This window comes from Alkalicoccobacillus murimartini, assembly GCF_030813245.1.
GTDB lineage: Bacteria > Bacillota > Bacilli > Bacillales > Bacillaceae_D > Alkalicoccobacillus > Alkalicoccobacillus murimartini.
Genome location: NZ_JAUSUA010000003.1, coordinates 78,682 through 100,455 on the forward strand (window position 1 = coordinate 78,682; position 21,774 = coordinate 100,455).

22 protein-coding genes are annotated in these 21,774 nt (G+C 37.7%); 12 read left to right on the forward strand and 10 right to left on the reverse strand.

Annotation, left to right across the window (positions count from 1 at the left end):
• The first annotated feature begins 302 nt into the window (after positions 1-302).
• From glmS to J2S05_RS11270, 4 genes are all read left to right on the forward strand, one after another.
• Positions 303-2,105, forward strand: coding sequence for a glutamine--fructose-6-phosphate transaminase (isomerizing) (gene glmS, locus J2S05_RS11255; protein WP_306982836.1), 1,803 nt, complete (start codon positions 303-305; stop codon positions 2,103-2,105).
• Positions 2,106-2,358: 253 nt separating this feature from the next.
• Positions 2,359-2,889 (forward strand): GNAT family N-acetyltransferase, encoded by a 531-nt coding sequence (locus tag J2S05_RS11260; protein ID WP_306982837.1) that lies wholly within the window; start codon positions 2,359-2,361, stop codon positions 2,887-2,889.
• Positions 2,890-3,085: 196 nt separating this feature from the next.
• Entirely contained in the window at positions 3,086-4,102 is a 1,017-nt protein-coding gene (locus J2S05_RS11265; protein ID WP_306982839.1) for a 2,3-butanediol dehydrogenase, read from the forward strand.
• A 597-nt stretch (positions 4,103-4,699) separates the two neighbouring features.
• Positions 4,700-6,634, forward strand: a complete 1,935-nt coding sequence (locus J2S05_RS11270) for a serine hydrolase (RefSeq protein WP_306982840.1) — start codon at positions 4,700-4,702, stop codon at positions 6,632-6,634.
• 412 nt (positions 6,635-7,046) lie between these two features.
• Here the strand turns inward: J2S05_RS11270 and J2S05_RS11275 are convergent, their stop codons facing one another.
• The 4 genes from J2S05_RS11275 to J2S05_RS11290 form a co-directional block, all read right to left on the reverse strand.
• Positions 7,047-7,745: an ABC transporter permease gene (locus tag J2S05_RS11275; protein ID WP_306982842.1), complete on the reverse strand. Its 699-nt coding sequence runs from the start codon at positions 7,743-7,745 to the stop codon at positions 7,047-7,049.
• A gap of 13 nt (positions 7,746-7,758) precedes the next feature.
• Positions 7,759-8,682, reverse strand: coding sequence for an ABC transporter ATP-binding protein (locus tag J2S05_RS11280; RefSeq protein WP_306982844.1), 924 nt, complete (start codon positions 8,680-8,682; stop codon positions 7,759-7,761).
• 94 nt (positions 8,683-8,776) lie between these two features.
• Entirely contained in the window at positions 8,777-9,712 is a 936-nt protein-coding gene (locus J2S05_RS11285) for a sensor histidine kinase (protein WP_306982846.1), read from the reverse strand.
• Entirely contained in the window at positions 9,709-10,407 is a 699-nt protein-coding gene (locus J2S05_RS11290; RefSeq protein WP_306982848.1) for a response regulator transcription factor, read from the reverse strand. Before J2S05_RS11290 ends, J2S05_RS11285 begins: the two co-directional genes overlap by 4 nt.
• Before the next feature lie 283 nt (positions 10,408-10,690).
• Between J2S05_RS11290 and J2S05_RS11295 the strand changes: the two genes are divergently transcribed.
• The 4 genes from J2S05_RS11295 (at position 10,691) to J2S05_RS11310 (ending at position 13,593) form a co-directional block, all read left to right on the forward strand.
• On the forward strand, positions 10,691-11,515 hold the full coding sequence (locus tag J2S05_RS11295) for a methyl-accepting chemotaxis protein (RefSeq protein ID WP_306982850.1): 825 nt from the start codon (positions 10,691-10,693) through the stop codon (positions 11,513-11,515).
• A 152-nt stretch (positions 11,516-11,667) separates the two neighbouring features.
• Complete coding sequence (locus J2S05_RS11300; RefSeq protein WP_306982851.1) at positions 11,668-11,925, forward strand: hypothetical protein; 258 nt, start codon at positions 11,668-11,670, stop codon at positions 11,923-11,925.
• 87 nt (positions 11,926-12,012) lie between these two features.
• Positions 12,013-12,906, forward strand: coding sequence for a phosphotransferase family protein (locus J2S05_RS11305; RefSeq protein WP_306982853.1), 894 nt, complete (start codon positions 12,013-12,015; stop codon positions 12,904-12,906).
• Positions 12,907-12,993: 87 nt separating this feature from the next.
• Positions 12,994-13,593, forward strand: a complete 600-nt coding sequence (locus tag J2S05_RS11310) for a peptidoglycan-binding domain-containing protein (RefSeq protein ID WP_306982854.1) — start codon at positions 12,994-12,996, stop codon at positions 13,591-13,593.
• 110 nt (positions 13,594-13,703) lie between these two features.
• Here the strand turns inward: J2S05_RS11310 and J2S05_RS11315 are convergent, their stop codons facing one another.
• From J2S05_RS11315 to J2S05_RS11330, 4 genes are all read right to left on the reverse strand, one after another.
• A complete protein-coding gene (locus J2S05_RS11315; protein ID WP_306982856.1) occupies positions 13,704-14,222 on the reverse strand; it encodes a DoxX family protein in 519 nt (172 codons plus the stop codon).
• A 356-nt stretch (positions 14,223-14,578) separates the two neighbouring features.
• On the reverse strand, positions 14,579-15,169 hold the full coding sequence (locus J2S05_RS11320) for an ATP-dependent Clp protease proteolytic subunit (protein WP_306982858.1): 591 nt from the start codon (positions 15,167-15,169) through the stop codon (positions 14,579-14,581).
• Positions 15,170-15,199: 30 nt separating this feature from the next.
• Complete coding sequence (locus tag J2S05_RS11325; RefSeq protein WP_306982860.1) at positions 15,200-15,859, reverse strand: RNA polymerase sigma factor; 660 nt, start codon at positions 15,857-15,859, stop codon at positions 15,200-15,202.
• A 352-nt stretch (positions 15,860-16,211) separates the two neighbouring features.
• Positions 16,212-16,733, reverse strand: coding sequence for a tubby C-terminal domain-like protein (locus J2S05_RS11330; protein ID WP_306982861.1), 522 nt, complete (start codon positions 16,731-16,733; stop codon positions 16,212-16,214).
• A 229-nt stretch (positions 16,734-16,962) separates the two neighbouring features.
• Between J2S05_RS11330 and J2S05_RS11335 the strand changes: the two genes are divergently transcribed.
• Positions 16,963-17,841 (forward strand): oxidoreductase, encoded by an 879-nt coding sequence (locus tag J2S05_RS11335; protein WP_306982863.1) that lies wholly within the window; start codon positions 16,963-16,965, stop codon positions 17,839-17,841.
• 371 nt (positions 17,842-18,212) lie between these two features.
• Here the strand turns inward: J2S05_RS11335 and J2S05_RS11340 are convergent, their stop codons facing one another.
• On the reverse strand, positions 18,213-18,500 hold the full coding sequence (locus J2S05_RS11340; protein WP_306982864.1) for a hypothetical protein: 288 nt from the start codon (positions 18,498-18,500) through the stop codon (positions 18,213-18,215).
• A 179-nt stretch (positions 18,501-18,679) separates the two neighbouring features.
• On the opposite strand from J2S05_RS11340, the gene J2S05_RS11345 reads away from it, so the two are divergent.
• Positions 18,680-19,507, forward strand: coding sequence for a YitT family protein (locus J2S05_RS11345; RefSeq protein ID WP_306982866.1), 828 nt, complete (start codon positions 18,680-18,682; stop codon positions 19,505-19,507).
• 81 nt (positions 19,508-19,588) lie between these two features.
• Here the strand turns inward: J2S05_RS11345 and J2S05_RS11350 are convergent, their stop codons facing one another.
• Complete coding sequence (locus J2S05_RS11350) at positions 19,589-19,936, reverse strand: DUF3139 domain-containing protein (RefSeq protein WP_306982867.1); 348 nt, start codon at positions 19,934-19,936, stop codon at positions 19,589-19,591.
• A gap of 275 nt (positions 19,937-20,211) precedes the next feature.
• Between J2S05_RS11350 and J2S05_RS11355 the strand changes: the two genes are divergently transcribed.
• Entirely contained in the window at positions 20,212-20,913 is a 702-nt protein-coding gene (locus J2S05_RS11355) for a ferredoxin reductase domain-containing protein (RefSeq protein ID WP_306982869.1), read from the forward strand.
• 171 nt (positions 20,914-21,084) lie between these two features.
• The gene (locus J2S05_RS11360) at positions 21,085-21,666 is read left to right on the forward strand and encodes a TetR/AcrR family transcriptional regulator (protein WP_306982871.1); all 582 of its coding nucleotides are present in this window, start codon (positions 21,085-21,087) and stop codon (positions 21,664-21,666) included.
• Positions 21,667-21,774: the final 108 nt, after the last annotated feature.

The window sequence follows — 21,774 nt, forward strand, 5'->3', positions numbered from 1 at the left end:
TCGGGTATGATTATCCTGGATTAGATGAGAGGAGGATCGCAAGTAGTACAGCAACATAAAGCGCCTGAACTGCCCCACGATCGGAATTTTGGGTCAGTTGACGAGGAGAGGGTTTATCGATTTTTTCGGCGGATGCCCTCCGGCTGACGCATGACAGCCGCCAAGCTTCTGTAAAAAACATCAGGGTGACCTGATGGACAAAGCCAGAAGTGCCATGCCCATATAAAAAAACTAAAATTGATAAGAGTGGGGGCAAGTATGCCCTCAGGTTGCTTGCCCCCGACTATGGGAGGTAACCATTTATGTGTGGAATTGTAGGTTATGTAGGAACGGAAGATGCAAAGGAAATCTTGCTTCAAGGACTTGAAAAGCTTGAGTACCGTGGCTATGACTCAGCCGGTATTGCCCTGACTAACGGAGAGGGTGTACATGTATTCAAGGAAAAAGGACGTATTGCTTCCTTACGTGAAGTTGTAGACAATGATACCAGCGCAACAGTTGGAATTGGACACACTCGCTGGGCAACGCATGGCGTACCAAGTCAGTTGAATGCACACCCGCATCAGAGCACGAGTGCCCGTTTCACCCTCGTACACAATGGTGTCATTGAGAACTATAAAGAATTAAAAGCAAACTACTTAAATAATAAAGAGCTAACAAGCGATACAGACACAGAGGTTATTGTTCAAATCATTGAGCATTTTGTTGAACAAGGCCACAGCACAGAACAATCGTTCCGTGAGACATTATCTCTTCTTAAAGGATCATATGCTCTTGCATTGATTGATAAAGAAAACAAAGAAACTGTATTTGTCGGCAAGAACAAAAGCCCACTTCTAATTGGTGTTGGAGAAGATGTGAATGTTATTGCGTCTGATGCGATGGCTATGCTTGCTGTAACTAATCAGTTTGTTGAGATCATGGATCAGGAAATTGTGATTGTGAAGCGTGATTCTGTAACAATTGAAACCCTTGCTGGAGTGAAAGTAGAGCGCGAGCCTTATACAGCAGAGCTAGATATGAGCGATATTGAAAAAGGAACGTACCCTCACTTTATGCTGAAGGAAATTGATGAGCAGCCATTTGTGATGCGTAACATCATCCAAAAGTATCAAAATGAAGATGGTGGCCTTCGTATCGACGCAGATATCCGTGAAGCTGTAAAAACAAGCGACCGTATCTATGTTATCGCAGCTGGAACAAGCTATCACGCAGGTCTTGTAGGTAAGCAGCTCATTGAAAAGCTAGCTAACCGTCCAGTAGAAGTGCATATTGCCAGTGAGTTTCTTTACAATATGCCAATTTTATCAAAGAACCCACTCTTTATCTTCATCTCTCAAAGTGGCGAAACGGCCGACTCAAGAGGTGTATTAGTCGACGTGAAGAAGAAAGGCTACAAAGCCTTAACGATCACAAACGTACCAGGATCTACGCTTTCTCGTGAAGCAGACTTCACTCTTCATACGTATGCTGGACCTGAAATTGCTGTAGCCTCTACAAAAGCATACACAGCTCAAATCGCTGTATTCGCGATTCTTGCTGTAGATGTTGCCCGTTCTGCTGGTATCGAGCTTGATTTCGATCCCATTCAAGAACTAGGTATCGTAGCAAACGCAATGGAAGTCCTAACAGCGCAGAAGGAAGAAATGGAGAAAGTCGCACGTGACTTCCTATCTGTTACACGTAACGCCTTCTTTATCGGACGCGCATCTGACTACTATGTAGTCGTTGAAGGTGCCCTGAAGTTAAAAGAAATCTCTTACATCCAAGCAGAAGGATTTGCTGGAGGAGAGCTTAAGCACGGAACCATTGCCTTAATTGAAGAAGGCACACCAGTCTTTGCCTTAGCAACACAAGAGCACGTCAACCTAAGCATTCGCGGAAACGCCCAAGAAGTAGAAGCACGCGGCGCCCACGTCTGCACCATCAGCATGGAAGGCACAAACGAAGCCGACGACCAAATCGTACTTCCACGCGTGCACGAGCATTTGACTGCTCTAGCCGCTGTGATTCCAATGCAGTTGATCTCTTACTACGCAGCATTGCACAGAGAGTGTGATGTGGATAAGCCACGTAACCTAGCTAAGAGTGTGACGGTGGAGTAGGTATTACAATTTTCTCTATAGAAATTGTTGAGTTACAAAAAAGATGGTAACTGAATTAGAATAAATTCAATGCCAATTTGTAATTTCACATCAAAGATCCCTCATACTTTATAAGTGTGAGGGATTATTTATTAGGGGATAATTTGTGAAATGTCTAGTTTAGCAACTTGATAGAAAAGAGCCAAATAACGATTATAGTAGATTCGAGATCTAATAAATAGTATAACTTCTGAAATTACCGGGGGATGATATTGTGTTATTTCACAACGGAAATTTAAAAGTAAGACAGTTAGAAAAAGAGGATAATGTTTTATTAGCAAAATGGCTATCAAGCTCATCGGTACTTGAATTCTATGAAGGTAGGGATAACCCTTTTGACGTAGAGAAGGTGAATGAAGTTTTTTACGAGACTGATGATGAAGAAGTTAAATGTATTGTAGAGTATAAAGGCAAAGAAATTGGCTATATTCAATACTATCAATTGAATGATGAAACTAAAAAAGAGTATGGATATCAAGACGAAAATATATACGGAACAGACCAATTCATTGGAGAATTAGAGTTTTGGAATAAAGGAATCGGCACGTTACTTGTGACATCTATGATTAATTTCTTAGTTGAACACAAAAGAGCAGACCGAATAGTTATGGACCCACAAGCAAGAAATATAAGAGCAATAAAGTGTTATGAGAAATGTGGATTTAAAAAAATTAAAGAACTACCAAATCGTGAACTTCATGAAGGGAAATATCAAGATTGTTGGTTAATGGAGTACCATAAATAGGGGTGCTTTTTGTATTGTTCGGTATAACTTTTGTTTTATTAACACGAGCATGTGTCACTAGGTCAGTGAACATATACATATCGAGAGTCAAATAAGGCCTTGGGAGATGTGGTAATTGTAATAAGTAACTAGTATAATAAGTTGGTATTTCAGGGTTATAAATTGACACACTGCAGTCTGAGGAGATAAGAACAATATGAATGCTTTAATGTACTACGGATCAAAAAATGTCAAGGTTGAAAGTATTGCTGAACCAGAGGTTACTCAGGATAGTGTAAAGATAAAAGTTAAATACGCGGGTATATGCGGTACGGATTTACACGAGTATCAACATAAGAGCTTTGTGACGGAAGACAAAATGATTCTAGGGCATGAGTTTACAGGAGAAATTGTCGAAGTAGGCGACCATGTGACTAAATATAAAGCAGGGGACAGAGTTGCTGTTGAACCCATTTGGGGATGTGGCGAGTGTGATACCTGTAGAACAGGAAATTATAATATATGCGCTAATATGAAATCATACGGAATCCATGAGAATGGCGGATTTGCGGAATATGTCGTAGTAAAAGAAGCGAATGTGTTTAAGCTACCGGATACACTCAGCTATGAGCTTGCAGCATTGGTAGAACCAATTGCTGTTGTATTGCAGGCAATAAGAAAAAGTACATTTAAAATTGGAGACAGTGTTGCACTGTTTGGTGCTGGCCCAATTGGATTGCTTCTATCAGAATGTTTAAGAGCAGCAGGAGCAAGTAAAATCTTTGTAGCCGAAGTTAGTGAGGAGCGCAGAGAGTTAGCCTTAAAAATGGGTGCCGATGTTGTGTTAAACCCTGTAAAAGAAGATGTCGTGCAAGTCATCAAAGATCATACCAATGGTGGTGTAGATGTTTCTTTTGATGTTGCTGGAGTAGAAGCGACATTTGTCCAATCAGTAGATGTCATTAAACCTAATGGTGAATTTATGATCGTGAGTATATTCGCAAAGCCTATTAGCTATCACCCCACAACCCAAGTTATTGGTGAGAAAAAAATTAACTCATCTCTGGGTTATAATAACATCTTTGCTCAAGCGATTAATCTGTTATCAAAGGGCTCATTAAATGTCGAACCAATTATCACAAGTACTATCACATTAGACAATATAGTAGAAGATGGCTTTGAAAAATTACTAAATGATAAAACAGAATGCAAAATTTTGGTTCGTCCAAATTGAATGAATCCGAAAACAAGTACCTCGTTAGATCATATCTAATGAGGTACTTGTTTTTATGATGGAGACTAATTATTTGATAACGTATAATCCAACTAATATTACGGCTACGAAAACTATAGAAAGATATACATAACTCTTAATCGCTTTTTTGGGATCTTTTCTATAGGTGAGTGTAAAGTCTATGATAAAAACTACTAAAATTAATGATAAAGCCACATAAGTCGCTTGGGGATGTGGGAAAAACCCGACTATAATAAAACTAAGTATCAATGCTAATACTCCGAATAATCCAGGCATAGGGAAAATCTCTCCTTATATACTATGAATAATAAACTGATTAACAGGTTGTTCAACATCAAATATATTGAAATCATTAATTACTCCGTTGGATACTATCTAACGGGGTACTTTCAATTTTAATAATATAACCATCAAGAATTAATAAACGTACTCGTTTTCACCGTGATTTATACAGCCTAACATCTTTAAACGTTCAACGTGACAAAAACGTGAGATTTACGATAGAGAAATGAAACACTGACTTATTATACTTAGTCTTATAAGAGTCATATCTATCGTAGAGGAGAACAACAAAACATGAAGAAACTAGTATTAACGATGTTGGTGTGGATGATTTTAGCTATGCATTCACCTAATGGATACGCTGAGGAAACAACGACACCATCCGGAATTCCTATCTCGGATATGGAAGAAACGGTTGATCAAATTATGAATGCTCATATTGGAGATGAGGTGCCTGGGGCATCTGTATCCATCGTCCAAAATGGGGAGATTGTTTTACAGAAGGGGTTCGGTTCAGCCAACCTTGAAGAGAATGTACCTGTCGATGCTGAGTCCACCTATATGGAAGCAGGATCAGTGTCTAAATTATTCACATGGACCGCCATTATGCAATTGGTTGAAGAGGGTCAAATCACGTTAGATACGGATATTCGTGAGTATCTTGGAGAAGGCAAATTAAACCTAACCTATGATGAACCTATCACATTTAATCATCTAATGACTCACACAGCCGGTTTTGAAGAGCGTGTGGAAAACTTAATTGTTTATGATGCAAACGATATTTATGAACTGGAGGATTATCTTACTTCTGATAAGCAACCCAAACAAATCTATCCACCAGGTGAAGTCATCGCTTACTCGAATTTTAGTACTAGTCTTGCAGGGTACATCGTTGAGCAAATAACAGGGATGGCCTTTAAGGATTATATTCAACAATTTATTTTAGAACCGTTGGAAATGGATCACTCCACGTTTGATTCACGTTATGAACTAATTCCTGGTCTAATGGAAGATAAGGCGATTGGTTATACTCGAGCAGGTGATCTTTGGTCCGCAAAGCCAACCTCGTATATTAATGATATCCCGGCTGGTGCGTTAATAACAACGGCTAATGATCTGGCTCATTTTATGATTGCTCATTTAGATACACAAGGTTCAGGTCCTTACTCATTGTTTAAAGATCAAGAAACATTAAATACCATGCATCAAACATTATATACTCCTCACCCGGAGCTTTCTGGGAATGCTCATGGTTTTTGGGAGCGCCAGGCAGGTTCTCACCGCCTGCTTGAACATGCTGGTAATACGGATGCATTCAGTTCGATGCTTTCTATTGTTCCGGAAGAGCAATTTGGGATTGTAGTACTGTCCAATATGGATGGGGAAATGGCTGGTATTAGGCGTGAATTAGCCGATGCTCTCATTGGCACATACAACGAGGAACCTTTAGTCTCGCAGGAGTTTAACCATAGTGAAGATGTAGAGGGACGTTATCGGTCAGCTCGCGCGGTAGAGACTGGTGCAATGAAGATCATGCCTTTTTTATCTGATTCAGATTCTGTCATTTCTGCTAATTCAGATGGAAGTATCAATTTAACTGTTGCAGCAATGGGAGTAGACATAGACTACATTGAAACTTCACCTTATCTTTTTGAAAGAGTTAGCTCAGAAAATACAGTACTGGATAACGCAGGAATGAATACGAGTAAGCTGTTCTTTAAGACCGACGAGAATGGCGACGTTGTAATGCTAACAAAAGGAAACATAGCGGATGAGCTACCTGTACCGTTTACGGAATCACTTGTATTTTTCTTTGTATTAATTGGAAGTGCAGCGATTCTATCAATTGTAGGTCTAGTGTGGAGCATCATTCGATACATCAGAAACTATAGACGTGCTAAACGAAATCAACCTCTCATAAAGTCTCTTTTATATCGAGCAGCGACTTTATGGTCGCTAGTAGGGCTCTTGACTGTAATTAATTTCGGGTTGATTCTAGTTCAATTAGCTGGTGATCCATTTCAAGCATGGTCAAACTTTACGATTCAAGTGATCGGTTTTTGGTTCCTAATCCTAGCTGCCTTTGTACTTCTTTATCCTGTGATTAAAGGATGGCGTGCTCAAAAAGGATCGTACATTCTTAAGACCTTTATTGTACTACTAGGTTTATCACTAATCGGACTCTTTTACATCCTGTTCTTTATAAATTTCGTATTCTTAGCTAGCTAAACACCTAAAATCCCATGCCAATCTAAGGTATGGGATTTTAGTTTGTCTAAAGTTTATAAGCATCAAAATCGACCAGAGATGGAGGAGCTACTAGTATTGTTGATGTTGAAGCATCATATACGCCATGCACGTTGCCCGCAAGAAGAGCGGCCAGCCTATCAAGGATAGTAAGAAGAAATAACCACCCGATGAAAGCTAGGGACAGCTTTCATCGGGTGGTTATTATTTCTTTGGAGGTTTTAGCTAAATAAACCTATTTTTTATTGTCTTCCACACAACAAGCGTGCCCCAATCCCAGGAGCGTCATCAAGGCACCTAATCAATCTCCAATCTCCTTACCTTCACTATGAACTTGAATTTTATAGACATAACAAAAGGTCATGAACAACTACCTCATGACCCCTAATGATTCTTAATTCAATTCTAACTGGTTCATGTTACGTATAGTGAATATGATAATTCCAATAGCCATAAACGTTAAAACTATAGGTATATAGAATAGATTCACTAAAGAAAAGTCTGGACCAAAAGAAGAATTTGTGATGATCGTAATAAGCACACCTGATACAATCGTAGCCGGTATAGAGAACTTTCGCATGCCAAAGTAAAGAGGGACAAGGGCCGATCCAGCAGCAGCTAAGTTAAACACCATCATACTCATTAACTCAGGTCTGATAAGCTGCTCACTAAACTCCACGTTAGGTGTTAATTGAAACACTTCATTTAATCCGATAAAACTGAACACGACAAAACATGTGGAAAGAATCATCGTGATTAGCGTTAAGGAAAAGATAAGGATCAGTTTTGTAGCCATTATTTTTTTACGATTAATGGGATACGAAAACATAACAAAGCTTGTTCGATTCTTAAACTCATCAATGATGATTTTTGATATAAGAACAGCTGCAAATACAATGAACGTTCCTCTAACAAGTAATCCACTAAACATAAAGAAATCGTTAGCTGTTCTAAAGATCGTTTCGCTCTCAAGCTTCTCTATTAATGTAAGTAGAGCGAGCATTCCTACTATAATAAGATTAGCGAGAATAGCTCCTTTTATATACCAACCCATTTTGTGTTTTTTTAGTTCTAATTTCATTAAATAGTACAATACAACCCCTCCTTTACTTATCGATTTTATTCAATCCGATTTTCCGAATGAAATAATCCTCTAATGTGGTTTGTTTTGTATTAATCGAATGAATATCAATATCCTTTAATATTAGGGCTTTAGCAATGCTAGCTTGAGGTACATCCGTTGAAAAAATTCGAATGGCCTGACCTTCAACAAATTTGAAATTCGCTATATTTAATTGATCATGTAGAATAACAGAAGCTTTCTTCGGGTCACTTGTTACGAGCTCGATGTATTCCGTATTCTGTTCCTTGAGTAGATCCATAGACGTTTCTTCAACGAGCTTACCTTGTTTAATCATACTGACCGTGTCTGCAATTTGTTCGATTTCACCGATAATATGGCTTGAGATGAAGAGAGTGATTCCATATTCTTTATTCAACCTTTTGAACAATCTTCTCATCGATTGAATGCCTTCTGGATCAAGCCCATTAATGGGCTCATCTAATATAACCAATTCAGGTTTTGTTATGATGGCTCGTGCGACACAGAGGCGCTGTCTCATTCCTAGTGAAAAGTCTTGAGGGGGTTTATGTGATACATTGGACAGTCCAACCCACTCCAAAACGTCAGAGATCGCTTGTTTATTGTGGTACCCCATGTATGCACAATGTAGTTCTAGGTTCTCCCACGCTGTCATTTTTTCATAAAAGATCGGATATTCAATCATACTTCCTATTCGTTTTAGGTAAGTAAATGAATGTTCTTTTATGGGCTCACCAAACATTTCGATCTCCCCATTGGAAGGTTTTATTAAGTTCATGAGCATCTTCATGATGGTTGATTTACCTGCCCCATTAGAACCAAGAAAGCCATAGATTTCACCTTTTTTTATATTGAGGGACACATTAGATACGACATCCTGTCCATCATAGGTTTTGGTTAGATTCCTGGTTTGTACGATATAACTCATGTCTTTCCTCCTTTTTCTTTATCTGCTTCTAGTGTAGTCAGTGAACATTTCTTTTCCCTATCTTAAATCTCACAAAATCCTCAAGAAAAAAGACTTAATCGTGCTCACGCTTTAGTGTGCAAATAAAGGAGGTTTTTTCATAGGGTTTTGAATAGACAGAGATCCTTCCTTGCATCTCCTCGATTAGCCTTTTCGTAATCGTTAAACCCAATCCGCTTCCTTGAAAATCCTTGTTTCTTGATTCCTCAAGCGTATACATACGTTCAAATACCTTTTGCTGATCCGTTTCACTAATCCCAACGCCCTGATCATAGATTTCAAAGGAGACAGATGTGTCATCATAGCTAACGTGTAAGCCGACTACTTTGCCATCTGCCCCATAACGCAGTGCGTTCGATAACAAATTAGAGAGTACCCGGTTTAGGGCCTCTTCATTCGCAAGCACATAGATAGGAGTACTCGGCAGGTCAATGTCTACCTCCAATCCCTTTGCTTCAATCATTTCATAGAACATCAAGATATTTCGTTTACAAATCTCGGTTAGATTGACTCGATCCAATGGGATATTCTGATCTCCAGCTTCAAGCTTAGCCAAATCAAAAAAAGAATGAATCAAGTTGGTGATTTCATCCGTTTTTTTATTAACTTGATTGATAATTCGATTGCGTTCCTCTTCAGACATTGTTGTTTGTTCTTTAAGTAATTCGGTGTAACCTGCTATAACAGTTAATGGCGTTTTTAAATCATGCGAGATATTTGAAAGCATTCGTTTCATTGATTGTTCCGTTCGGATAAACTGACTTGAATGCTCCCTATTTTGTTCAATGAGCTTATTTAATAAGATGAGAAGCTCAGCCATTTCCTTATTTTCCGTCACAATGAGTACCGGATTCCTCGCATGTTCGTCGACGATCTCAGTCAATTGATCCTTTATAGAAACCATTTGCTTATAAAGCGTTCGTTTCGTTTGAATTTGATAGGCGATTACACAGAGTAGAAGAAGTAAAAGTACTATCAGAAAAATGATCATTTAAATTCACCTAGCTTATAGCCGATACCCCATACGGTCTTAATATATAGTGGTTTTGCGGGATCATCTTCAATTTTCTCGCGAAGGCGACTCATATGTACGTTAATCACATGATCATCACCATAATAGTGATCGTCCCAAACGGAGTGATAGATCTGTTCTTTTGTCATCACTTTTTTAGGGTTCTCAAAAAACAGCTTTAATATCTTCCACTCTTTTGAGGTCAAACTAATCTCGTGTCCACTCTTTTTTACAATAAAATTATCTACGTCCATTTGAAGGTCATGTATAGTAATAAGAACTGGAACTTCTTGATGAGTGGTCGCTTTATATTGGGTAGATCGTCGAATGACTGCTTTCACTCTAGCTAAGAGCTCGATCATGGAGAAGGGCTTCGTTATGTAATCATCTGCTCCGAATCCTAACCCAACGGCCTTATCTGCTTCTCCGTCCTTAGCTGACATGATAATGACCGGAACAAAACTATTCTGTCTAATAACCTGCAGGAAATCCATTCCACTCATCTCAGGTAACATCAGATCAAGAAGCACCAAATCATAGCTATCATTCTCGAAACGCTGAATCGCTTCCTTACCAGTGAATACAGGATCAACTTTGAAGCCTTCCTTAGTTAAATAAGTTCGTACCATATCACTAATGGCTACATCATCTTCCACAAGTAAAAGTCTCTCCATATAAGTAACACCGTCTCTCGTTATAAATTAAAGATAATTTCTATTAGATCATATAAAAATTAATTAAGGAAGCTCGTTTTTATGTAACGCGTCTTTTAACGATTACCCCAAGTGAAACCTGTATCTCATTGTTCACGAATGGTTGAAATAAGATTAGGTGTTTTATGATTCGAGATTTTTACATGAAATACCTTACTATTATTCGACATTTTTCTGCAAATTTCGTTGCTTATCTCCGATATATTCCTCATACGCTTATAGATAGAGAGAGGAAGATGGAAGAATGGATTTAGTAGAGGGTTTGCAAAAAAATATGCCATTACTAAAGCAGCTATTTAAGGGAGATGTAGCTATTAGTCTTTTAGATGCTAAACACACTTTATATTGGAGTGGGAGCGAATCGTTACAAATGGATATTAAGGTGGGGAGTCCAGTTGAAAAAGGCTTTGAAAACTTTAGTTATATTAAGAATAAAGATGTAACCATTGCTCAATTACCTAAAGAAATATATGGTTTTGCATTTGATATTACGTATATACCCTTTAAAGACGAAAATGATGAGATTGTGGCAGCATTAAGCTTAAATGCAAGTCGAAAAGAGTTAGATCGAATTGAAGAATTAATGGGTGAAACCTCAAATATATCAGATCAGCTTCTTAGTGGAATTCAGCAAGTAGCGGCTCATTCGCAGCAATTATCTGCGACATCAGATCAATTATTAAAAAACGCAGTGAGAACCGTTGATCAGTCAGATGCTGTCACCAATATTACAAACTTTATTGGCGATATATCGAGACAAACCAATCTAATTGGACTAAATGCAGCGATTGAAGCGGCTAGGGTTGGTCAAGCAGGTGCAGGGTTTGGTGTGGTAGCCTCTGAAGTAAGAAAGTTATCAGATGAAACAAAAAAAGCAGCAAATCAAATAGATGATACGTTAAAGAAGATTCAAACATCTATTAAGCAAATGCAGCAAGAGATCAGTGATATAACAGATGCGTCAAATGATCAGGCTCAACTAGTTTCGGATTTTATGAAAAATATAGAAATTTTAAACACTCAAAACAAAGAATTTAAACATTATGTTCATTCTTTAAATAGTTTATGAGAATTTGAACCTCCTTTTGATGATATGGAGGTTTTTTTGCATAATCATCATTAATTAAAGTTTTTCCGTTTTAATTTAGATGAAACCTAAAATAATATGTAACAAACATAGAGTCTGAGAAGGAACTCGATGATTTATATTTTGGTGCGGGGATGGATTTTACGATTAATGGAAAAAATCCTACCTTTGGTAGTGGTAGCTACAGTGAAGAAGTTCTTTCGGCAACGACTCGGACGGCTATTCAAGAAATCAATGTTAATGAAGATACCCCGGATCAGTTCGAACTTGGATTGGTACTTAAGAGAGAGGACGGGGAAAAGTGGTACTTCTCCTTTCCAGTCGAAAAAATTAGTTCCCATGAAGGAGGAGTCGAAATTGATAAGGAGGAGAAAGGCCCTGTGTATATCTAACAGGGCCTGTTTAGTTCATTACAAATCATCCTTTTTTATTTACAATAAAACTAGGGTTTTGTAGACGTCTAAAGGGTGGGGGTTAAGATGGTTATTAATGAAATCATGAACGAATTAAAAGATAAAGAAATCATCAATTCAAGTTCCATTTCGTGTGAGCCATTAAGTGGAGGGACTGTAAGTGAGTTGTATCTCTTAACCACCTTGGATGGAGCGAGATATGTAGTTAAGTTAAATGAATCGCATGTTCTTCAATCAGAAGTTCATTTTCTTGCCTGTTATAAGCACTTAGATCTACTGCCTCATCTACTCTATGTTGATCCGTCTTATCAGTACATTGTGTATACCTTTATTTCTGGTTCTACGAATGGTCCCAAAAGTAAACGTGACATGCTTAAAGTGCTTGTGCAAGGTCTAATAAACAACTATACACCCGTACCCATTGGTAGTGGTTGGGGATGGGTGGATGACGTAACAGATTCATGGGAACAGTTTTTGTTGAGTGAAGTGAATGAAGCAAATACGTTTGTAAATTCACATCTAGGAGAAGGTGAATCCATCTTTGTGCGTAACCTTGTCAAAAAAAAGGGAAGAGCTGGCTTAGACAGAAAGGCAGTTTTACTACATGGAGATTGTGGAGTACATAATTTTATTTTTGAAGATGGAGATTTAAAAGGGGTGATTGATCCTACTCCTGTTATTGGGGAACCTCTTTATGATTTACTCTATGCATTTTGTTCTTCGTCGGATGATTTAACAAAAGAAACAATACTGTCAGCAGCCAATCCAATACTCATTAAAGAAAACATAAGCGAGCAATTATTATTTGAAGACGTATTTATTGTGTTATATCTAAGGTTAGCTATTTGTAGTAGACATCATCCGGATGATTTACCTAACTACCTGGATGCTTTTTTTACTGGAAGGAGATCATCACAGAAACACATCATAGCTCTTCCGATGACCAATAAAGAAATCTAAAATAATATGTAACAACCAAATAAAGCGTTTCGTTCTCTTATAGAAAGGTAGTCAATTAGTAAGACAACATTTTAGGAGGAGAAAAGCATGAAAAAGAAATGGTTAGCTGTTATTCCAGCGGTTGCACTAGTGGCATCACCACTTTCCATTCAGCCAGCATCCGCCTCAAGTGAACAGATCGAACAAGAATCGGACGTACCAAGTGAATTAGAATCGGTATTAAATATTGCACCTGAACATCAGCCTACGTTAACCCAAGGTAGCACTGGAACGTATGGGAATGAAGTTGATTTCGTTCAATTTACAATAAGCCAAGCAGGATTTGAAACAGAAGTAGATGGAGTGTTTGGAAAAGATACGGATGAAAAAGTGAAAAAATTTCAAGCGGAACATGATCTAACGGTTGATGGAGTCGTAGGTTTGAACACATGGACAGCACTTTTCTCTGAGCATTCAGAACAGAGCTTTCCTGTAGAGAGCGCTATATCCTATGCGGAAGAGGCATTAGATAATGATGATCTCATATTTAGCAGTAATGGGGTTCTTCATGAAGATTCAGAAGGAAACGCGTACTACTCTTTAAGAGCTCAAAGCCAAGGTTTAATTGATGGTGGAGGCACAGGTACAGTTGGATATTATGATGTGTATGAAAATGGTGATGTCGTAGAGTCTGAACCACAATCATAATAAGAAGAAAGTAAGTATGTTCTTGCGTGACCAACAACGAATCACCGACTACGTGTTGTCGGTGATTCGTTTTTTATATAAAAGGCGAGCCTTCTATAAAATGTAGCTTATTAAGCGTGTTTCTCATGAACAGTAAGGGTTGGTTTATCGCTTTTTTTGTTCATCATTTGCTTCACACGAGGAGTAAAGCGATCCAGTCCAAGGCGTCCAGCGTTCTTTTTGCTGACAAGAAGTGGAATGGCCATTAATAGCATCAGTGGATTGGTAGACACGGTTCCAGCTAGTAAGAAAGAAGTATTCATAACGCCACCGAAGAATGCGGCGGTTTTAGTGAAGAGACCAATAATTAATGCGGCACCGATTAGAACCTCACCCCACATGACCATAAAGCTAAAGATATCAGCCTGAGGAATGGCTACGTTTTCTAGAAACGCGACATATAATGGATAGGCAACATTTTCCCCTTTTAATACGGGGTTTGCAGCTGAGGCTGCAAGGAATCCACCTGCGTTAAATTCCCCTCCCATGACTTTTCCAATACCTGAACTAAACCACATCCAACCTAGAGAGATACGAGTAACGGTTAATAATACCTGAGCGATTTTAGATGATTGCAAGAATTGTAACATGATGTGTTCCTCCTTTTATTGTGAATGTTTTCACATTCTCTTTATACTCTTAGTATACACGCTTTCATTCATTTGTGAACTAATTCACATGATGATTCACATAAAAGACATATTCATAAAATGGGGCGTCTGTTTTGGGGGAGTGAACAGTAGTGTTTACGCTTTATTTAAGCTTTATAAGTAGTAAAGAATAAGCGGACATTAAATAGAGTAAATCCGTTCTTTTATTTTTGAATAAAAGAACGGATTTACTGATGGTCCAAAGCTTTAAATCATTCTATCTATTCCCTGATCTAGAGCTTGCTCTGCCATATGTTTTCCTAGAAACAACGTCCCACCAAGCAATAGCACTTTCATTAATCAGCTCCCTCTCCTAAAATCGAATCAATAATGCCATAATCCTTTGCTTCCTTTGCCGAAAGAAAGAAATCACGTTCAGTATCGGATGCGATCTTTTTATATGGTTGCCCGCAACGATCGGCTATTAATTGGTTTAATTCTTGTCGTTGTTTGAGGATTCGTTTGGCGTAAATGTCCATATCTGTGGCTTGCCCTTTCATACCACCTAATGGTTGGTGGAGCATAATTTCGGCGTGAGGTAGAGCTAGACGTTTTCCTTTAGTACCGGCGAGCAAAAGTACAGCACCAAATGAAGCAGCTAACCCAGTACAAATTGTCTGCACATCAGGCTTAATATGATTCATCGTGTCCATAATGGCAAATCCAGCTGATATAGAGCCTCCAGGGCTGTTGATGTACATGGAAATATCCTTGTCGGCATCCTGAGATGACAAGAATAAAAGCTGTGCTGTCAAACTATTTGCCAGCGTATCATTTATTTCAGATCCGACAAATACAATACGATCTTTTAATAATCGTGAATATATATCATAGCTTCTTTCGCCAAGATTGGTTTGTTCCATAACGTAAGGAATAGGTACACTCATGAGAAAAACCTCCTATAAATTGATTTTAGTTTAAGCCACCATTTTGCAATCTAATGTAGAATAGATTTTCTGCTGTTGAACGTATAAGGCAGGAATACTCGCATTGTCTGTGAGAAGGCTGGCGATAAGCTGAATGTCTCCTTTTTGCAAAGCCTCACTATATAGCTTTACTCGAAGCGCTTCATCTTCATCTACAGAGTGAACACCCTCTATATCCTCTCTGACATCGTGTATAATTTTTTGTCTTGCACGAAAAAGAGTGGCCTTCACAGCACCTACACTCATATTGGTCAAAGCAGCTATTTCTTTTAAGCTACATCTACATACATCTGATAAAAGAAAAAGGATCTGTTGGTTTATCGTTAGTTTGGTCACAAGCGTATTTAACACATGTCTGAAGTGTAGGGAAGTCATGCGGTCAATCGAGTTTTCAAATGGCTTACAGTTGTCTTCATATGGGACTGTGTTCAGCTTCTTTTTCCGAACCTCATCAATCCACGTATGTTTGGCAATGGTCGTAAAGTACGTCTTTGTTAGTAACTTAGGATTCCTATGCCAACTGCTGTAGGCTTTGACCCATGTGGTTTGCATGAGATCCTCTGCATCATGATGATTGTTTGTAAAACGAACACAAGCTCTCCATGTTGAAGAAGCATATCTTTTCCACTCTTGATTAAACGTTTGATTCATCACCTACACTCCTTTTTAATCGCTTCTTTACTCTTATAACGGAAAACAGGAAGAAAAGGATACGATCCTGTCGTAAAAAGTTTGATACGAAAATATGCTGAACATTTTTTATTAGTAAGGTTATGTTATACATTAGTTTCAATACGACAAAAATCCTGCAATGGCAGGATTTCAGTTCTTTTTGACGTAAAAGTACTAAAAAAATTTAACTTACATTTAAAGGTGAATGTGTAATGTGTCCAATGAAATCAGAGTGATTATGAGGGAGTAAGCCTTATGAAGGAATTTTATTACATAGAAAACAATTTAGATTTTAAAGAAGAAGAGATTAACACAGTTTCTTTCTACAGCCTTATATACTTCTTGATGAGGTATCATAACATCTAAGCAAGCATATTAGCACTTCCACAGGTATATCTAGTTTGTTTGTGGTAGTCATCTCGTACAAAGGAGTGATAAAGTTCAAACCCTTATAAGAGTAAGTATATTGAGCAATCTCTTTATCATCCTGATTATAGATAAACGTTTTTTTGTCCCCTGTGTTTTTGATTATTTTATAATTAAATCCAGAAAAATAGAAGTAATATCTTGGATGAGTGGGTGATTTAGTTTTACACCACATCTCAATCCTATTCTCTAGAGATTCTCCATATGTTATATCCCAAGACGGGTTTTTAAAATGTTTATCTCTCATCTCCGCTGAAACGATCGTACGATTATTCGTATCTATAACCTTGAAATTGTACCTCTTAGTTAAAGAGAAGTAACTCTTGTGCCATCTAGCTAAACCAAAGACTGTCTCACCTATATGGTTAGTTACTGGGGTCACTTTAGTACTATAAACTAATAATGGTACTCTAAATGTATAATTCATTTTTTCCTCCTGTAAATAATACATTTCTAGCCTTATTTATCTGTAATTTTTTTACCCTCCTGTGCTATAAGTAAACTTTAGTGTAAAGGCAAAATATTAGGGTTTATATATTCATAAAAGTAGGCTACTGTATTATGCTAGTGTTGGAGTACGGAACGTCATTGCCCATTTCTATAACAAGTAATTAGATTATCACCATGGCGTATTAAGGATAAATAGGAGCGTATATATGAACCATAAAGTAGTTGTCATAACAGGAGCAAACAGTGGACTAGGCTTAGAAACAGCTAAATACTTTTCAGGTCTAGGACATCAGGTCATTTTAGCAGTGAGAAATATTGAAAAGGGGAGAAAGGCAAAAGAAGAGATAGTACAGTTGTATCCAGAGGCTAATGCTCAAGTGTATCAACTAGATTTATCGAAACTTCAAAGCGTACGAGAATTTGTTGAGACATTATCAAGTCAAGTAGATACGATCGATATACTAATTAATAATGCTGGTGTTATGATGCCACCATACTTTAAGACCGAGGATGGATTTGAATTGCAATTTGCGAGTAACCATCTTGGTCACTTTGCTCTAACTGGTTTGTTGCTCCCTCTACTTGAGAAGGGGGAAGCATCACGAATCGTGACATTATCGTCTATAGCCTATCGAAATGCAGTCATACAGTTTGATAATATGCATGGAAGTCATGGGTATAAAAGTTATACTTTCTATGGCCAAAGTAAGGTAGCGAATTTAATGTTTGCGAAAGAACTAGACAAGCGTTTAAAAGCGAATCACTGTCGCACAATCAGTCTAGCCACGCATCCTGGTATATCTTCAACGAACCTTTTCACATTAGGTAGAAAAAAGACACCATGGTTTGTTAAACCTTTACTGAAGATTGTTAGTCAGCCAGCTGAAAAAGGAGCGCTCCCAGTCATCATGGCAGCAACAGATGAATCTCTTCTTGGTGGCGAACTAATTGGTCCAGATGGTGCTGGTGGGAGAAAAGGAAATCCTACGATAGAAGTACCAAAGAAAGTGACCTATACAGATTCGACAATGGCAGAGCTATGGGATATTTCAGAGGATCTTACCAAAGTAACGTACGATTTTTGAGTAAGAATACAGACTGAGGCATAACCATACAGGTGATATGAAAAGACGAACAAGTTTAATCGTTTGCGCAGCTAAAGCTGACATTTGCTCGTTCGTCAGTAATTCGATCCTTTACGAAGGAGCTAAAACCAGCGTAGGACATACATGTAGATTCCTATGGGAGGATAGGCCTGGGTGAGACTTCGCAGTGCGTAAGCGCAAGGAGGCTCACCAGCCGCCCATGGAAAGCGGAGTGTATGTCCGGAGCGGCGTCCTCACTCTCTTATTTCTAAATGACAAAAAACCGAATCATCTTGCCGTTTAACTCGCATTAATGATTCGGTTTTTTATCTTGCTAAAGCAGTTCTGCCTCAGCCTCATTTCGTCAATTCTCACGAAGCAAAGTGTACACCGAAATAGAAAAAAAAAGCAATCATTACTAATGAAATGAATGTAAGGTTGAGAGCAATGATTGGCATAATCTTATTTTCTTCCTTAGATCTGAAGCTGATTATTAGTAACATAATCATAGCAACAAGACTTACTGGCACAAATAAGTAATATAACGTACCGGTGAATTCATTTAAATAAGGGGCTAAAAGATCAAGTAAAAGGATATTCGAAATTAGAAGGATACTTACAATAAGAATGCTATAGGATCTCCAAGTGATTTGCTTCAATTTTGACTCATCCTTCCAACTGATTTTGTGATTGTTTAGGGTATAGAAAAATCTAATAATTTCTGATACTTTACAATCGGAACGTGGAGGCTTATGATTTGATTTGAAGTAAACAGTATAAATCTAAAAGGAGGCCAATACGCGTCCTTTTTTTATTTTTTGACCATTTGGAGGTTACGATGAAAAACACTATCCTTATGATATCTGGAACAATAATCATAGCATTAAGTATTACACTCTTGGCGATGCCACATTCCATCGCTGACGGGGGAACTCTCGGATTAGCACTTTTAATTTACTATGCGATAGGGTTATCACCCTCTATTGTGGTTTTTGGATTTTTTATTGTCATTTCATTGTTGAGTTATAAGTATTTAGCAAAATCTGTTCTTCTAAAAACGTTGGTGACTGTACCCATGTTATCCTTAGTCACCTATCTAACTGAACCATACGGTATCAAATTGGAAGACCCTTTAGTTGCGGCTGTGTTTTTTGGTCTTTTGTCTGGAGTTGGGTTTGGTTTAATCATTTATTCTGGGAGTTCCATAGGAGGCACTTCAACAATTGCTTTAGTATTACGAAAAAGGTTCGGCTGGGATGTCATATTCACAGCCTTTATCATGGATGTGGTCATTGTATTAGCAGGGGTATTCGTCATCGGTGTCCTTAATACATTGTATACAGTGATTGCATTATTCATTGGTAAAGTAGCTAGTGACTACGTTATTGGTGGATTAGATAGTAAGAAAGCATTCATCATTGTCTCAAGTGAAAATGATGAAATCGCCAAAAAGGTCGTATCAAGTCTTTCGTCTACTGCCACGTACATTAACGGAAAGGGTGTCTATGCAAATCAAGAGCAAAAGATGCTGTACATCCTTATTAAAAATCACAAAGTGATGCAACTAAGAAGAATTGTGAATGAAATTGATCCTGAGGCATTTGTTGTCGTTAACAACGTGAAAGACGTTTCGGGCGGTACTTTTTTTGGCAGTTCAAATACGTAATGTGTGAAACACCCCAGCCATAGGCTGGGGTGTCATTTTTACTCAAAGGTTCGATAACCATAACGTAGCTAGCATCTATTACTAATCTTCACTATGATTACCTACACCTTCGTCACGACCAATCTGCGTAACGCCATCGATATCATTATAGATATACTGATACTCATAGTCTTGTTCATCTGAGAACGTAACAAAGGCTTGGTAAGCTCCCCTTTCATCATTTTTATCGTTTCTCCAATTGTATTCTGATCGAATGGATTCAATCTCTTCATCTTGATAATTTTGTTCTTCAGTCAAATACTCGTAGACACTATCTTCCGTTTGTTCTAGCTGTTCCTGACTTCCATTGAAAAAATTAAATACCAAGATGCCTCCTCCAATTAAGCACATAAGGGTTATTAAGGTAACAAACAATCCTCTTTTTTTCATTATCACTTCACCTCATTTATTTTATAGTAAACACTTTTACTACGTCATTATTCCAAGGAGAACAAGGGTAAGGTGCCATTTTTCTGGAGCCTTTTAATGCCTCCATTTGTTTCTAGTATAGAGATCTCATACCCTGAAATGATTAATGATAAAACCCAAAAGACTATCCTCACGAAGGTATTAAACATATATTCAATCTATTTATTGAGAATTATTATCAGTTAGTGTAGACTAAAAAGTAACGCTTTATAAATTTGAGTAGGGAGGACGATCTAATGCAAATACACTGGATTAAAATTAATAAAATAATAGAAGAAACACCTGAGGTTAAAACATATTTACTCGACTGCCCAGAAGGCTTCACATGGGAAGAAGGTTCCCATACTCATTTTGCACTGGAAGGATTTAATGCAGGAGAGAAACCAAATCGTAGCTTGATTCGGCACATGTCCATTTCTACACTACCGAACGAAAAATCAATTGGGATCACAACACGTATTAGAGAACAGTGCTCTGAATTTAAAACAATCCTAAGAAATCTCAATATTGGCGATGAGGTAGCAGTATTTAAAACCCATTCGAATGTTCCACTTAAAAGAGAAAACAAAAATGTGTACCTACTATCATCAGGTGTCGGGCTAGCAACGTTCAGGCCGCTTGTCCTTGACTATCTTGAACGTGCTGACAACGTTAATCAGGTTCATTCATTAAACATCGATTCGTCAAAAGACTTTTTATTCACCTCTATTTTTGAATCTGCACCTGATAAGAAATTCACCTCTCAGTTTGTCTATAACCGAAATGACTACTATGAAGAAGTGAAACATCTATCTACGGATAAGGATGGACTTTTCTATGTTGTAGGAAGTGACGAATTCCTTGTTCAGAACATCGCATTACTGCGTGAGCAGGGCATTAAGCCAGAACAGATTATACTCGATAAGCACGAACAACAACTACCTGAATTTTTATCTTAATCGATACGATTAAAAGTCTTTAAAATCCCAATTTTTCTCTTATTAAAAGGCAAATTGGGATTTGTTTAATGAAATTTCTTATCTGAACTTGACCAATCATTGTAAAATCATGTACAATTTTTGTTGAATGATCGTTCTAGTAAATTAGAAAAACAGTAAGGGGAAATATAGATGGCTAGAAGCAAGGGATTTGATGAGAAGGTCGTCCTTAAAAAGGCAATGGAACTGTTTTGGCAACAAGGATACGAAAAAACATCTATGCAGGATCTAGTTCAGCATATGGGAATCCATCGCAAAAGCATCTATGATACTTTTGGAGACAAACGATCACTTTTTACAGCTTCGTTAACCAATTATGAAAAGTTTATTGTTGAAACATTTAATGAAATTCTCAGCACTTCAAAACCAGTAAAAGAAGTAATTCGTGATATTTTTACATTTGTTATACAGTCGGCTGAATTAACCGTTTACCCAAAAGGTTGTTTAACTGTAAATGCAGCAGTTGAGTTATCTTCCATAGATCAAGAATTTAATCAACTTGTGACAAGGATGTTTAAAGATACCGAATTAATGTTTGAACATTTACTAATAACTGGCCAAAAGAATGGAGAATTAAACAAAGCGATAGATCCGTATAGTACGTCAAAATTTCTGCATAATAATCTTATTGGTTTCAGAGTGATGGTGAAGACCGATTACACAAAAAAGGATTTAGAAAGTAATATTGATTTAATGATGAAAGTGTTAGATTAGCTTTCTTTTTTCTTTACTTATTGTAGAATGATCGTTCAAAAATAAAGTAGTACTTTTTAATTAGTATGGTTCGTTAGGATACACATACTAAACATCAATAAATGAACG

Bases quoted from the DNA above. Each gene is read 5' to 3' on its own strand.
- glmS (WP_306982836.1), top strand. From the start codon at position 303: ATGTGTGGAATTGTAGGTTATGTAGGAACGGAAGATGCAAAGGAAATC.
- J2S05_RS11265 (WP_306982839.1), top strand. From the start codon at position 3,086: ATGAATGCTTTAATGTACTACGGATCAAAAAATGTCAAGGTTGAAAGT.
- J2S05_RS11270 (WP_306982840.1), top strand. From the start codon at position 4,700: ATGAAGAAACTAGTATTAACGATGTTGGTGTGGATGATTTTAGCTATG.
- J2S05_RS11280 (WP_306982844.1), bottom strand. From the start codon at position 8,682: ATGAGTTATATCGTACAAACCAGGAATCTAACCAAAACCTATGATGGA.
- J2S05_RS11285 (WP_306982846.1), bottom strand. From the start codon at position 9,712: ATGATCATTTTTCTGATAGTACTTTTACTTCTTCTACTCTGTGTAATC.
- J2S05_RS11290 (WP_306982848.1), bottom strand. From the start codon at position 10,407: ATGGAGAGACTTTTACTTGTGGAAGATGATGTAGCCATTAGTGATATG.
- J2S05_RS11295 (WP_306982850.1), top strand. From the start codon at position 10,691: ATGGATTTAGTAGAGGGTTTGCAAAAAAATATGCCATTACTAAAGCAG.
- J2S05_RS11300 (WP_306982851.1), top strand. From the start codon at position 11,668: ATGGATTTTACGATTAATGGAAAAAATCCTACCTTTGGTAGTGGTAGC.
- J2S05_RS11305 (WP_306982853.1), top strand. From the start codon at position 12,013: ATGGTTATTAATGAAATCATGAACGAATTAAAAGATAAAGAAATCATC.
- J2S05_RS11310 (WP_306982854.1), top strand. From the start codon at position 12,994: ATGAAAAAGAAATGGTTAGCTGTTATTCCAGCGGTTGCACTAGTGGCA.
- J2S05_RS11315 (WP_306982856.1), bottom strand. From the start codon at position 14,222: ATGTTACAATTCTTGCAATCATCTAAAATCGCTCAGGTATTATTAACC.
- J2S05_RS11320 (WP_306982858.1), bottom strand. From the start codon at position 15,169: ATGAGTGTACCTATTCCTTACGTTATGGAACAAACCAATCTTGGCGAA.
- J2S05_RS11325 (WP_306982860.1), bottom strand. From the start codon at position 15,859: ATGAATCAAACGTTTAATCAAGAGTGGAAAAGATATGCTTCTTCAACA.
- J2S05_RS11330 (WP_306982861.1), bottom strand. From the start codon at position 16,733: ATGAATTATACATTTAGAGTACCATTATTAGTTTATAGTACTAAAGTG.
- J2S05_RS11335 (WP_306982863.1), top strand. From the start codon at position 16,963: ATGAACCATAAAGTAGTTGTCATAACAGGAGCAAACAGTGGACTAGGC.
- J2S05_RS11345 (WP_306982866.1), top strand. From the start codon at position 18,680: ATGAAAAACACTATCCTTATGATATCTGGAACAATAATCATAGCATTA.
- J2S05_RS11350 (WP_306982867.1), bottom strand. From the start codon at position 19,936: ATGAAAAAAAGAGGATTGTTTGTTACCTTAATAACCCTTATGTGCTTA.
- J2S05_RS11355 (WP_306982869.1), top strand. From the start codon at position 20,212: ATGCAAATACACTGGATTAAAATTAATAAAATAATAGAAGAAACACCT.
- J2S05_RS11360 (WP_306982871.1), top strand. From the start codon at position 21,085: ATGGCTAGAAGCAAGGGATTTGATGAGAAGGTCGTCCTTAAAAAGGCA.